The sequence below is a fragment of the Anaerozeibacter quisquiliarum genome, from assembly GCF_051162045.1.
Classification (GTDB): Bacteria; Bacillota; Clostridia; order Christensenellales; family Aristaeellaceae; genus Anaerozeibacter; species Anaerozeibacter quisquiliarum.
In genome coordinates, this window is record NZ_JBISDI010000059.1 from 1 (window position 1) to 13,416 (window position 13,416).

Below are 13,416 nucleotides of genomic sequence, written 5' to 3' on the forward strand. Positions count from 1 at the left end.
TTTCGTCATCAGATGGTAGGGGGCAATTGGACTAGGTTCTTTCATGGGCTACCGACCGGGAGATCGCCATCCTGCCGGGATCTGGTCATAATAAACAGGGGCAACTGGGGCAGTGAAATACATTACCCTCTAATCTCACTCTATAGGGGTAATATACCTAGATGCCACATCCGCCCCGCCCACTTCAGCGTTGCTGGCGAGTATCCCACTTGCCGACCTTCGCCTGGAGAATCAGGTGGGGGCAACAGGGGCAGTGAAATACATTACTCTCTAATCTCTCTCTATAGGGGTAATATATTTTGGTGCCACATCCGCCCCACCCACTTCAGCGTAAACTGACGGGTGTTTCATCCCGGATGCGGTAGCCAACCAGCACGGTGGTCTTTTCGCAACCCGGAGCGGGCCGCCTACGTTCTACCTGAGCATATCCCTCCAGCAACGCGCGAAAGTTGCGCACGTTTTCCGCTCGGAACCCGTTTTCTTCGCACCAATGCTGGTAGACGCCGTACACGGAGCTGGTCCGCTCCATGCCCTGCGGCGCGGGGACGAGCGCATCTTCCATGAAAAGCGCCATCTTGTCGCTGTCATGCTGATAGGCTTCGGTGGCCGATTGCACTGCCTGGGGCGGCGTAAAGCCTTCATCCTCCAGCATGTGCAGACCATCCACGCACCAGTTTAGGATGCCGCTGAGGTTCTCAGGGTGGGCGAAGAACGCCTTGAGCCCTTTGTCCTGCTCGTGCTCATCAAAGTGCCGCTCGAAGGGGATCGTCTTGATCCGGCCCGAGGAGAACAGCGTCAGGTCGGTGATCTGCGGCAGGTAGTTTGTGTTGATGAACATCTTGAATTGGGGTCGGAACTCAAAGCTGTTTTCATGAAGGAATCGGGCGGTGATGGTGTCGTTGCCAGTGAGCGACTTCACCAGTGCGGCGGACAACGTCAGCTTCTTGTCGGGCTCGGAGATGTTCACGAACCGCGAGCCGTTCAGGCGGGCGATGTCCTCGGTGGGGGCATTGCTGCTCTGCTGGAATTTCATCCCGATCGTCTCCGGCCGGGCGGTCTTGCCATAGTCGCCCATGAGCCGCAGAAAAGTTTCCATCGCCGTGCCCTTGCCATTTCGGGTGGTCGCGCCGTAGAGGATGAACAGGCATTCGTAGCGGGTGCTGCCAGTCAGAGCGTAGCCGAACGCCTTCTGCAGGTAGCGCGCCTTCTCATTGTCGAGGGTGGGCCGCTGAACCGGATCTTCTTGCATCAGGTCTTGTTGGGGATGTAAGCCGGTATGCATGACTTCTGCAATGAAGGATTCCCATCGGCGGCACCGGGCTCCCGGCTCATACTGGACGCCGCTGATCATGGTCAGAAGGTCTTCCGGTCGGTGTTCCCGGAAACTGCCATCCCGCAGGTTCAGCGTGCCATTGAGGCAATTGAATAGGAACGGGTCGCGGTCGAAATCGGCCATCTGCAGACAGAAGACGCTGGAGGCATCCTTAAGGATGGTCTCCCGTATGCCGCGGTTTTGCCATCGGGTGGCCCGCTTCAGAAACATCTCCCGCAGAGAGCCGTCCATGATTTCGGCTGACAGCAGGATCAGAAGCAGCGCCAGCTCCTTGCATTTCTCCATGGTCATTAGGCCGCCGACATCCGCGCGCCATGCCGCGCCATCATACACGTACCAGCACTTCCGCTCGCTGACGAAGCGCGCTGTATCCTTATAGAAGTCGGCGAACAGGTATCCATTGCCGATGTCGCTGCCGGGATAGCGTTCGTTCTGGCAGGGCTTCATGGACCGCAGCCGAGCCATCAGCGGCGCCTTTTCGGGCGATACACCCAGCGCCAGATCACGTGCGTAACTGTCTTCAGCCAGCAGCTTTTCCAGCTCAGCCAGCTCGTTTGGATTCATACGATTCCTCCTGTTTCGATTTCATTTCCTCCAGTAGATCGGAAAGGGACATGGCATCCAGCCTCGCAATCTCATCCTGCGCTCTGGCGCGGATGGTCAACGCGTCCAGCCAGCGCTTGTCATCCCAGACAGCGTCTTGGGGTGCATCGCGGGCAGCGTATTCATGTTCGATGTTGTCCATCTGCCGGGTGGCGTCGCGCTTTTGGACAAGCAGCGTGTCAATGCGTCCTTCTCGCCATGCTGTCAGCGTGCTGGCCAGCTTCCGGGCGTCCATCCTAGGAACGGTAAGGGGAGGCGCGGCGTTTTTTCGCTGGGTGCGGCTCGGCGCATCGTACGTCATGCCGAAGTCGCTGCAGATTTGCTTTGCGGCCTCCAGCGGGGAAAGATGCAGCGCCTGCTGATACAAGCGGATGCTGTCGCCATGTTCATGGCAGCCGAAACAATAGAAGCCTCCGTTGCCGCTGTAAAGGCACATGGAAGGCGTTCTCTCCGTATGGAATAGGCAGCATGTGTAGGCTTTGCTGCCGCAGTGTTTTAGAGGGAGACGCAGTTGCGTGGCCGCATCCACACAGTTTATCTGCCGGGCGGCTTCAAAGACATTCATGACGTTCTCCTTTCATTAATAAATGAGCATTAAAAAGCAGCGCCCCAACGGGTACGCTGCTTGCTCGTCATGCACCATCTTCGATTGCCTGAATCCACCGCTCGCACCATGCGGATGCGCTTTGACTCCTTGCGCGCTCAACGGCCCGGCGTAGGCCCTTCGCGGTGTATCGTCCGCCAAGCTGCTTGTTGACCTCCTCCCATGACAACCCTCCGACGATCCTCCAGTAAAGAGCCTGCATGAGATCTGGGTATTTACTGCCCTTGGCCATTAGGACGATCTGCGCTTTATTCTTCTCCAGTTCCTCCTCCGCGCACTTGGCGTCCAGCTCGTAGTCGTATGCGGCCATGGCGCGGTTTGCCGTGGGATCGCTGTGTCCGCCCTTGCCGCGAATGGTATGCTGCAAATTCGAAGTACTGCACTCGCTCTTCATGCGGTTGTGCCCCAGCCGCTCCCGCGCCCAGCGCGCCCGGTCTAGTGCTTTCCTTGTTTCCAGCAACAGCTCCAAGTAATCCAGGTCCATGACCATCCTCCCATCTGCTTGACTACCCGATAAAACAAAAGAGGGCATCCGGCCTGGACAGTGGCGACGCCACTTGGCCTGATGTCCTCTCGTGAATGGTGCTCTGGTCACCACCCTCATGTAGTATAACACGGATCATGCAAATTAAAAACCAAACGGGAAATTCCATTCGGTTACACATTCGGTATCACTCTAGATTCTTCATTGCTCCAGAAAATCATTGCGAGGAGGCCGGGTTTGCGGTAGAATACACCAAATGGAATCATACTGTCGGTATCGGCATGGTGTGAAGGCGGTGTTTGCTTGCCCAACCGTAAGAAAACTGATGATCTGCTCGGTTTGGAATGGAGCAGCTCGACCAAGAGCGGCCTTGGAACCTTTCAATCCGTCAGCGTTGGTGGCATGGGGAACATCCGGCAGAAGGCCATCCGCTTTCCTTACTATGAAATGGAAAGTCGGGAAGACGGGCTCTGTTTAATTCCTTGTCTTGATACGGATGACTTTTCTGCGTGGGAAAATGATTCGCCGCTAACCGGCCAGGAGCTTCTGGCGGGACTGATGAACCTATATGAGGCCATCAATAAGCCGGGCGTCAGCGACAAGCCCTATACGGAGCTCATTGCGCAGTGGTGCAGTGAGAACATCCATCCCTACAATCATAAAGATATCTTGGCTGAAGTCGAAACGGTGAATTTATCCCAAGCACCAACCAATGAAAAGGAAGCCGATCCTGCGGACGTGATGGAGAAGCTTCTTCGTTCGGTGGAAGATAAAAGACCGCTTGTAACGCCCGAGCGAACGCATCAGATCACGCAGGAAAGAATTTCGCGCACGGCAGCCTTCCGTGTTGATGACTTTCTGCACGACCTCCATGCCATTTGTAGCGCCATGGGCTGTTATCTGGCCATCGACGCCATTGAAAGAGACGACGACAGCGTCGCACGTTCCTTATATTATGATGGGAAGCTGTTTGACACTCCGTCGTTCTTTGAGCATTTTCGCGCGCCGGAGGGGAAACCCGGTATGCGCATATGGTTGGATTCCAGCGTCATGTTTGGCTATGTCGGGATGTTCCCCCCGCTTCAGATGAAACTGGAGTATGAGCAGAATCAGGGCAAACTGGCGTTGAAGCCGTTTGTCAATTCCATCTTCGACGTTTGCTGGTACACGCTCAGCTGCATGTCCGGCTTGACGGGCGGCGAGGAGCTCGCACGCGGAAGCCGTCATTTTATCCGCTGTGAGTGTTGCCATCAGCTGATTACGGCCTACGGGCAGCAGCGCTATTGTCAGCACCCGTCCTGCCAGGCTTACCGGAATGCACGCAAGATTGAGAACTACCGGAAGAAGCATGCGAAAGAGCCGAGTAAAGGAAAGGAATGATCTCAGCGTTCGCCCGGCGTCATTTTGTTGATCAGAATTCTGATCAACAGAGTCGTCGCAGGATCTCCATAAACCCCGGCAAGATGTGCTTACTGGATTTGCCTTTCAATTTCCTTAATCGAATCGCCAAGCACAGCCCTGTTGCTCATATGGCGTTGTGGTATTACGCTTTGAAGCCCTATGCTCATCCGACCGAGGTCAGATTCTCGCCTTGGGTCCAGGCTATCGTCTCTGATGATAGCTGTAGACTAGATTTGCTTCTGGCCGAGTACCTTGACGGCTAGGAGGCTTCGAAACGCAAGGGTTTTCTTTTCAGCCCCCTATGATTGCCCGTAAAACTTTCTACAACTTTCCGCAGAATTCTGCTGGAAAGTTGTGAACGACAAGTGCGTAATCCAGAGCAATTTTGTTTGCTCCTTGTGCCGCAGTAAGAAGTGCTCGTGCGAGCACATCTTCATTGAGCCAACCTTGATCGCCCACATCATGCGTTTCCCGCCTGTGCAAAATTTTGCACAGGCGGGAGCAGTAGATGGCTTCGTAGGTAGCACCGGTGAGCTTTCCCAATATTTCAGCGTCCACCTCCCGGCGTCATTTTGTTCCGCAGAATTCTGCGGAACAAAACTGTCATATACGGGTTTTCGAAGCTGCCGTTCTTATGTCTGCAACTCGAGGAGCGGCTCAATTTCATCACCAGTTCCCGCGTTGGAATGATTTCAGGTTCCGCCGCCCAGCCGGTTCGAAATGGCCCCAATGACACGCCACTTTTCAGGATCATTCTCAATCTATCCACCCTCCCCTCGCACGAGGGGAAGGTCGTCGACGTTTTTGGCAGAAAGGACCCTCTGGTTCTTGGTTTTTCACTTTTGCTTTCATTCCGATAGCTATGAGGTCGGGCGACCTCAAAGCTATCAACTCTAGGTGAAAGCTGTTGGGCAAAATCTGCTCCCGGCTGAGCGATTTGACGGCTAGGAGCCTTTGAAACGCAATGGCTTATAATACCCTGTGGTCGCCCGACCACAGGGTATTGTTTCTGGATTCACATTCTAAAACTCTTTTCAACTCAGAATTCTGCCGAATGTTGTGAATGACTAGCGCGTAATCAAACGGAAGTGCCTTCATTGAGACACCGCAGATCCTCCGATGAAAGGCTATGCTGGTGCGTATAGTGTCTTTAACGTCGGCGCCCCGGAGGTCCGTGAGGGATGGTGAAGACGGGGGTTTCCTGCCCAAGTTGGTCGCAGGCCTTACTCCGTCGGCGTGCTCCCGGTGTATCACGTCGGTATACGCCTTGTTGATGGACTCTCGTTACGGCGAAGCCTTTGCTTGGGTTCATCGTCAGCGGCCTCAGACAACTTCTTGACCTTTTATATTGTCGTGAAAGACGCCTACCCTTTTACCGAGCTTATCTCAGGTTGTCCTGACGTTCCCAGCTTGTGCAGAATTCTGCACAAGCTGGGGTTCATCACACCCGTGGGATGTTGCCTGCCGCCATCAAGCTTGTGCTCAAAGTCGCGGCTCGAAATTCAATAAGTATTTTCTACCCGGTAAGAATGCGGTTCTCATCTTTGTTAGGTACATTTTGTGACGCAGAATTTTTGCTTAACAGAATTGTTATTGGCGGGTCCTGAACCATGTAGCTCACACTTGCCATCGAAAGGTTGGGGTCGATAGTCCCCAACCTTAAGGAACGCTTACGGCTATAGTTTTCCCGAACGAAGTTGCAGGATATTTGTTCCGGTTGGCTTTCATCCCCCATAGCTTGGTGGTCGTCCGATCACCAAGCTATAGTCTCTGGGGTCGCCCTTTACTGGCGACAGATCCATCTGGAAGCCAACATATGCCGATCTTTTCGCCAACGGTGTCTCGGGAATTTGGTTTCGGTTTGCTTTTATCCACATAGCTATGAGTGCGTGCACGCTCAGAGCCAAAATTCTCGCCCATCTGCAGTTTTTGCAATTTCCACCCTTGCGAAGCATGTAATGAGAGATGCTAGCTAGCCGAAACAGTCCTCGATCTATAGTAGGGCCTGCATTGTAACATTCCCCAGAATTCTGGCGAATGTTCCGTACGCCGACAGCTTTCTCAACGTGCTGACCTTCCGGTCGTACGACCGGAAGGTCAGCATTTACGATGATACTACGCTGTTCTCAAGGTAAGGACCGGGGTCCTTACCCTTTGCCACAAAAAAGGACGTATGTTTCTTCATCCTGCCATTTCCATTCCTTCAATTGGTAGCGTAGAGCTCTTATGCGGAGAATGGGTCATCTTGAAGACACGATCTCTTCTGAGAATACTTGAGCTTCAGGGAATAATAGGTTATAATTATAGAAAGCTGATCTATTATCACATTTCCAGCAATTGAAAGGTGGAAACATGCTTCCTTCCGGCCTCTATGAACAGCTGATCAACACAGCGACCAAAAAAGTCCTGGATGATGCACAGGACCACTTTGTTGTTGCCGACGATCTGGATAAGGCCGAAGCCCCGAAGGTGCTCTCCCAATATGTTTCTCATATCACCGAGCGGGTTTTGAGTGAATTAGGCGAAACGGCGGGGCTCAACGGTCAAGTGTGTTTTGTGAACCGCTTGGTGGAATCACTCGCTTTCGAGCGTAGCCTGGCAGTGGAAAGCCCGGCACGCATGCTGCTGTCCTTCAAGGAAGCAAGGAATACCATTCAGCGAGAATGCGTCCGTCCGGAGACATCCATCGCGCAGAGCTCACTATTCACGGGCGCAGGAAACGAACCCAGCCTGTCTGCGGAACTGAAAAAGGAGATCCTCTCCTGCGACCGCATAGACATGTTGGTCTCGTTCATCAAGTGGAGCGGGCTCCGGATGATTCTGGGCGAGCTGTGCTCATTTACCCAAAACGGCGGGCAGCTACGCATCATCACGACTTCCTACCTGGGCGCGACCGACGTGAAGGCAATCGCGGAACTCCAGCGGCTGCCGAACACTGATATCAGGATCTCCTATGATACTGCACGAACCCGGCTGCACGCCAAGACGTATGTGTTCTACCGGAACAGCGGCTTCTCCACAGCCTATGTGGGCTCTTCCAATTTGACAAAGCCCGCCATTTCCAGCGGGCTTGAATGGAATGTGAAGCTAACCGAGCGGGACCAGGCGGAGACGATCCGAAAGATCGACGCCACTTTTGAAAGCTACTGGAATTCGCCGGAATTTGAGCAGTACGATGAATCACAGGAAATGCGCCTTGTCTCCGCATTGAAGGCGGAGCGTATCGGGCAGCGTGTGGGAGATCCGGCTTATTCCTTTGAGATCCGTCCATACCCGTATCAGCAGGAAATCCTGGATGCGCTGGAGGCGGAACGCAGCGTCCGAGGGGCGTACCGCAACCTCGTAGTGGCCGCCACCGGAACGGGCAAAACGGTGGTCTCCGCCTTCGATTATAAACGGTACGTGAAGACACATCCGGGGAACGCATGCCGGCTTCTGTTTGTCGCGCATCGGGAAGAAATCCTGAAGCAGAGTATGGACTGCTTTCGCGGCGTCCTCAAGAACATGAATTTCGGCGACCTGTTCGTGGGCGGGTATCGGCCAGAGAGCCTCAATCACCTATTTATCTCCGTGCAGATGCTCAATTCTCAGGATCTGACCTCGCGCACCACATCAGATTTCTACGACTATATCGTCGTGGACGAATTCCATCACGCTGCCGCACCGACTTATGCGCAGCTACTTTCGTATTACCAGCCCAAGATCCTGCTGGGGCTGACCGCCACGCCGGAGCGCATGGACGGGCAGGATGTGCTCAATTGGTTCGGCGGACGTATCGCGGCGGAAATTCGTCTTCCGGAGGCCATCGAGCGAAAGCTCCTGTGCCCATTTCAGTATTTCGGGGTGACGGATACCGTCGACCTGACAGGAGTGCGTTGGTCACGCGGCGGTTACGACCGGGAGGAACTTTCGAATCTCTATACAATCGACCGCGCAGTCGCGGAGCGGCGTGCGGACATGGTCATTCAGTCCTTAACTCGATACGTGACTGACCTGGACGATGTGAAGGGACTCGGCTTTTGCGTCTCCGTCCGGCACGCGGAGTTCATGGCCGAATACTTCGACCGGGCAGGCATCCGCTCCATGAGCGTCACAGGCGAAACACCCAGCGACGTGCGCGAAGGCGCAAAGAAGGCGCTGGCATCTGGAGAGGTGCGCTTCATCTTTACCGTGGACGTCTACAACGAAGGCGTGGACATCCCGGAGGTCAATACGGTGCTGTTTCTCAGGCCCACTGAATCGCTGACGGTATTCCTGCAGCAATTGGGGCGCGGCCTTCGGCTAGCGGACGGCAAGGAATGCCTGACAGCGCTGGATTTCATCGGGCAGGCGAACCAGCGCTACGATTTTGAAGGCAAGCTGGAGGCGCTGCTGAGTATGACGCGCAGAAGCATCCAGCGCGAGATCAGGGACGGCTTTGTGTCGGTCCCGAAGGGCTGCTTTATCCAGCTGGAAAGAATCGCGCAGGAGTACATTCTGGAGAACATCCGCGCTTCATTGACGGGCCGTCGCGGGATTGTTGACCGCATCCGAACGCTTGAAGATGACACAGGCCTACCGCCAACGCTCGCCAATTTCTGCACGTTCTATCACCTCGACCCACGTGGCATCTACAAAAGCGCTTCGTTTTCGCGGTTGTGCGTCCTAGCCGGAGTGATGCCGGAATTCGAGGAGGCGCTTGAGGATGTTCTTTCCAAGGCGTTTTCGCGAATCTGTGGCATCGACAGCCGGCGCTGGATTAGGTTCCTCCTGGATGCGCTGGAGATGGCAGACGATCTCAACGATAGCTTGCTCACCGAACGGGAACGTCGCATGCTGAACATGTTTCAGTTTACCGTCTGGCAGAGGCCGTTTGAGGAATGTGGTTTTGAGCAAGCGACGGACGCCATCCGGTCCATCTCTGCCTGCCCTGTGCTATGTTCGGAGTTGAAGGACCTGCTCCGGTACAACTTCGACCACATCGATTTCGTCGACGAGTCCATCGATCTGGGCTTTGAGTGCCCGCTGGATGCGCACTGCACCTACAGCCGCGATCAGGCGTTGGTCGCTATGGATTTCATGCAGCCTGCAAACGTCCGTGAGGGCGTGAAGTATCTGCCGGAGAAGGGCATAGACATCTTCTTTGTCACGCTGAACAAGTCCGACAAGGATTATTCGCCAACGACCATGTACAACGACTACGCCGTAAATGAGACGCTCTTTCATTGGCAGAGCCAGTCAACGACTAGCGAGGAGAGCCCGACGGGTCAGCGCTACATCCACCACCGGGAATCGGGCAGCAGAATCCTGCTGTTCGTCCGGGAATACAAAAAAGACCAATATGGCGTAACGCCCTATACGTTCCTGGGCGAAGCCGAGTACCTGTCCCACACAGGCAGTCGCCCCATGAACATCACCCTTCGCCTTGCTAAGCCCATTCCGGCGAAGTATCTGCGGAAAACGAACAGGCTCGTCATGTGATGATTTACATGATAAACAATGGACAAGATCGTCCATCAATGTTCACAGGAGGAGAAGCTTATGGCTACTTTCGACTGGATTCCCTTCTACTCTGAGTTGGCGAACAAGTTGTTGCAGTATGAAATGAATCGCCCAACGCTATTGGGAATTCTTCAGAACATCTTCCGCGACATCGGTATGAAGTCGCCATTTATGGAGAGAGGCGATCTCATGACGGATGTTGATCCGTTCACGGTATTCAGTAGTTTCAACCGTGGGATTACAGACGAGAACCGTCTGGCAATTACCGGAGGTTTGAAGACTGCGCTGCATGTAGCCGCGCCTTTGCCGACTTCATTTGACGGCATCCCGGTAGTCAACAATCTCTCCATGGCATTTTTCGCCTACCACTATGATAAGCGCAGAAAGCCGGACGATATTGACCACTTATGGCAGATGGCGCAGGCAGCCATCCACTATGCTGATCATCCGTCCATTGATACCGAGGCTGTTTTCATCAAATGCTTTGATGTCGTCCGAAAACAACCTCAGGTAAGCTGGAACCTGACCATGGCGCTTTATTGGATTCGACCCAATGCATACCTCAACCTCGACGGCAGGAATCGCGATTACTTGGCGCAAAGCGGCATGTTTCCGTTTGCGGTGCCCAAGGCAATGCCAACCGGAAAAGATTATCTCGAAATCATCCGCCAATGCAATCAGGCGTTTGGGATGGACGGCAGCGAGGTGCACACTTTTCCGGAGCTTTCCCATATGGCTTGGGTGGAAAGAGATGATAAACCAGAAGAGGCTTCGAACGCCCGCTTTGCACGATGGTTCGCGCCACTTCTGGCAGCGCTCCGTGCGCTTGGCGGATCGGCCACGCCGCAACAGGTCTGTGATCGGATTGAGCAGGACCTGCATTTGAGTCCGGAAATCACGGAAGTCGTCCATGAAAAGACCGGAACGAGCGTGTTTCGCAACGATGTGGCTTGGGCCAGAAACTACCTCGCCTACGAAGGGCTGATCGACAAAGCGGAGCGCGGCATATGGAGACTGACGCCCGACGGTGAAAAGGCACCCATGGATGACCAGATCGCGGGGCAGATCATATCCAAATGGGTGAGGATCAACGCGCAGAAAAGAAGGGACAAGGACAGCGAGGATCGCCAAACGCATTACTGGATGTATACACCTGACAATAGCGCGTCGCTATGGATGGAATGCCTTGAAAAAGGCATCATGGTGGTCGGCTTCGATGGCGTCGGTGACTTTTCTATGATTCCCTCCCGGAAGGATGCTTACGAAAAATGCAAAGAGGTTTACGGCCCGGAGACCAATCCGAAGAATAAATCTCTGGCAATTTGGCAGTTTGCCCACGAGATGCAGATCGGCGATATTGTCTATGCGAAGATCGGGCTGAGCAAGCTGGTGGGGCGAGGAATCGTCATGTCCGATTATTCTCATGACGAAACAAGAACCGACAACCGCAATCTTCGGGAAGTGCAATGGACAAACCACGGGGAGTGGGATATGCCATACTCCGTTCCGCGGAAAGCGCTCACGGATATCACTTCCTATGTGGACGATCTGGAAAAATTGGAGGCGGTGTTCGCCGAGGGAGGCGAGCCGGTGCAAATCCCGGAGGCCGTATCGTTTGATCCCTATACGCGTGCCGATTTTCTTTCTGAGGCGTTCCTCCCAGCAGAGCAGTACGATACCCTCTGCGGTCTCATTCGCTATAAAAAGAACGTCATTTTGGAGGGCGCGCCGGGCGTCGGCAAGACCTTCATCGCCAAGCGGCTGGCCTACTCCCTGATGGGGGAAAAGGACGCAAACCGCGTCACCATGGTACAGTTCCATCAAAGCTATGGCTACGAGGACTTCATCGTCGGCCTGCGCCCCAACGACAAGGGCGGGTTTGAGCTCAGCAAAGGGCCGTTCTACACCTTCTGCCAAAAGGCGCTGGAAGATCCAGAGAACGACTACTTCTTCATCATCGACGAAATCAACCGAGGCAACCTAAGCAAAATCTTCGGAGAGCTCCTCATGCTGATTGAGCGGGACAAGCGCGGAGAGAAATACCGCGTCAAGCTGCTTTACGCTGGCGAGACCTTTTATGTGCCGGAAAATGTGTATCTCATCGGCATGATGAACACCGCCGACCGATCGTTGGCCATGATGGACTACGCCCTCCGCCGCCGATTCTCCTTCTTTCCCATGTGCGCGGCATTTGAAACGGAGCGGTTCAGGGTTTATCTGGAGGAGAAGGCCAATACCAGGTTGAATGCGCTGATCCGTCATATTCAAGCGCTGAATCAGGAGATCGCGGCGGATGAATCCCTCGGAAAGGGGTTTGAGATCGGGCACAGCTATTTCTGCATGGACGGCGAAGCGACGGACGAATGGCTGCATCAGGTGGTGGAGTTTGAACTGATTCCGCTCCTCAGGGAGTACTGGTTTGACGACAGGGCGCGTGTTGACCGCTGGTCGGCGCTCATGCGGAGCGCGCTGCAATGATCCGCATCCAGAACATCTATCATATGTTGGCCTACGCCTTTCAGGTTCTGCGGGAGGATGGCCTCCGCTTCCTGGGGCAGGAGGACTTTGCGCATGTGGAAGATCTCTACGCGGCCATTCTATCTCGCGGAATGGCCGACCTCGCGCGGCGCGGCCTCAAGCGCAGCTATGTCCCGCAGGTCGATGATTTACGCTGCCCACGCGGTAAGATTGACATCCCTGATACGCTCAAGCGCCAGTTAATCCGCCGTCAGCGGTTATCCTGCCAATATGATGAGTACTATGAGGATACCTTGGCCAATCAAATATTGAAGGCAACGGCGAAATGGATGTTGCGTGCCCAAGCTGTTCGCCCAGAGACAAAGGCGGACCTGAAGCGGTCGCTCCAATTCTTTGATCAGGTATCGGATGTGGATATTCGACGCGTTCGCTGGGACGTGATACCGATTCCTGCGCAGAGCAGACTTGATCGGATGCTGTTGGCCGTTTGCCGGATGGTTGCAAATCAACGTTTGATTGCGGAGAAAAACGGCGGAACCCGTATGACGGCCTTTGCCGATGACCAGGCCATGAGCGCGCTATATGAGCGGTTCGTCCGAAACTATCTGAAAAAGCATTACCCACAGTACGGCGTTTCTGCATCCTATGTCGATTGGGCGCTGGACGAAGGCTCGGACACTTTGCTGCTGCCCGCAATGCGCACGGATATCACGGTGGGAGCACCCGACCGGATGCTAATCATTGACACCAAGTATTATGCGCATGCGCTGCAAAATTACCGCGACAAGCAGGCACTGCATTCCGCCAACCTGTATCAAGTGTTGACGTATCTGGACAACGCACAGGCGGGCAGGAACATTCCCGTCAGCGGCGCGTTGCTATATGCGCGGACGGATGAGGAGATAGTACCGGACCAGAGATACCTCATACACGGGAAACAATTATGGGTGAGAACGCTGAATCTGGATCAGTCGTTTGCTGACATAGAGGATCAGGTACAGCGCTTTATGCGCGAGTGGCAGGCGCTTTAGG

8 protein-coding genes are annotated in these 13,416 nt (G+C 54.4%); 4 read left to right on the plus strand and 4 right to left on the minus strand.

Translation table 11 applies throughout. From position 1 onward, the window contains the following. Positions 1 to 325 precede the first annotated feature (325 nt). The 3 genes from ACH6CV_RS17375 to ACH6CV_RS17385 form a co-directional block, all read right to left on the minus strand. Positions 326 to 1,897 carry a DNA primase family protein gene (locus ACH6CV_RS17375; RefSeq protein WP_456359484.1) on the minus strand — a complete coding sequence of 524 codons (1,572 nt, stop codon included), beginning with the start codon at positions 1,895 to 1,897 and terminating at the stop codon, positions 326 to 328. Beyond that, positions 1,875 to 2,501, minus strand: coding sequence for a CHC2 zinc finger domain-containing protein (locus ACH6CV_RS17380; protein WP_456359485.1), 627 nt, complete (start codon positions 2,499 to 2,501; stop codon positions 1,875 to 1,877). Before ACH6CV_RS17380 ends, ACH6CV_RS17375 begins: the two co-directional genes overlap by 23 nt. Before the next feature lie 67 nt (positions 2,502 to 2,568). After that, entirely contained in the window at positions 2,569 to 3,024 is a 456-nt protein-coding gene (locus tag ACH6CV_RS17385) for a hypothetical protein (protein ID WP_456359486.1), read from the minus strand. Positions 3,025 to 3,327: 303 nt separating this feature from the next. Here ACH6CV_RS17385 and ACH6CV_RS17390 point away from each other — a divergent pair, with 303 nt between their 5' ends. Continuing rightward, entirely contained in the window at positions 3,328 to 4,404 is a 1,077-nt protein-coding gene (locus ACH6CV_RS17390; RefSeq protein ID WP_456359487.1) for a hypothetical protein, read from the plus strand. Between the two features lie 342 nt (positions 4,405 to 4,746). Here the strand turns inward: ACH6CV_RS17390 and ACH6CV_RS17395 are convergent, their stop codons facing one another. Beyond that, a complete protein-coding gene (locus ACH6CV_RS17395) occupies positions 4,747 to 4,968 on the minus strand; it encodes a hypothetical protein (RefSeq protein WP_456359488.1) in 222 nt (73 codons plus the stop codon). Positions 4,969 to 6,777: 1,809 nt separating this feature from the next. Here ACH6CV_RS17395 and ACH6CV_RS17400 point away from each other — a divergent pair. From ACH6CV_RS17400 to ACH6CV_RS17410, 3 genes are read left to right on the plus strand one after another with little or no spacing between them, the layout of a single operon-like run. After that, positions 6,778 to 9,885 (plus strand): DUF3427 domain-containing protein, encoded by a 3,108-nt coding sequence (locus tag ACH6CV_RS17400; protein ID WP_456359489.1) that lies wholly within the window; start codon positions 6,778 to 6,780, stop codon positions 9,883 to 9,885. 60 nt (positions 9,886 to 9,945) lie between these two features. Continuing rightward, positions 9,946 to 12,384: an AAA family ATPase gene (locus tag ACH6CV_RS17405; RefSeq protein ID WP_456359490.1), complete on the plus strand. Its 2,439-nt coding sequence runs from the start codon at positions 9,946 to 9,948 to the stop codon at positions 12,382 to 12,384. After that, the gene (locus ACH6CV_RS17410) at positions 12,381 to 13,415 is read left to right on the plus strand and encodes a 5-methylcytosine restriction system specificity protein McrC (RefSeq protein WP_456359491.1); all 1,035 of its coding nucleotides are present in this window, start codon (positions 12,381 to 12,383) and stop codon (positions 13,413 to 13,415) included. The genes ACH6CV_RS17405 and ACH6CV_RS17410 overlap by 4 nt, the downstream gene beginning before the upstream one ends. Position 13,416 lies beyond the last annotated feature (1 nt).

Bases quoted from the DNA above. Each gene is read 5' to 3' on its own strand.
- ACH6CV_RS17380 (WP_456359485.1), bottom strand. From the start codon at position 2,501: ATGAATGTCTTTGAAGCCGCCCGGCAGATAAACTGTGTGGATGCGGCC.
- ACH6CV_RS17375 (WP_456359484.1), bottom strand. From the start codon at position 1,897: ATGAATCCAAACGAGCTGGCTGAGCTGGAAAAGCTGCTGGCTGAAGAC.
- ACH6CV_RS17385 (WP_456359486.1), bottom strand. From the start codon at position 3,024: ATGGACCTGGATTACTTGGAGCTGTTGCTGGAAACAAGGAAAGCACTA.
- ACH6CV_RS17410 (WP_456359491.1), top strand. From the start codon at position 12,381: ATGATCCGCATCCAGAACATCTATCATATGTTGGCCTACGCCTTTCAG.
- ACH6CV_RS17405 (WP_456359490.1), top strand. From the start codon at position 9,946: ATGGCTACTTTCGACTGGATTCCCTTCTACTCTGAGTTGGCGAACAAG.
- ACH6CV_RS17400 (WP_456359489.1), top strand. From the start codon at position 6,778: ATGCTTCCTTCCGGCCTCTATGAACAGCTGATCAACACAGCGACCAAA.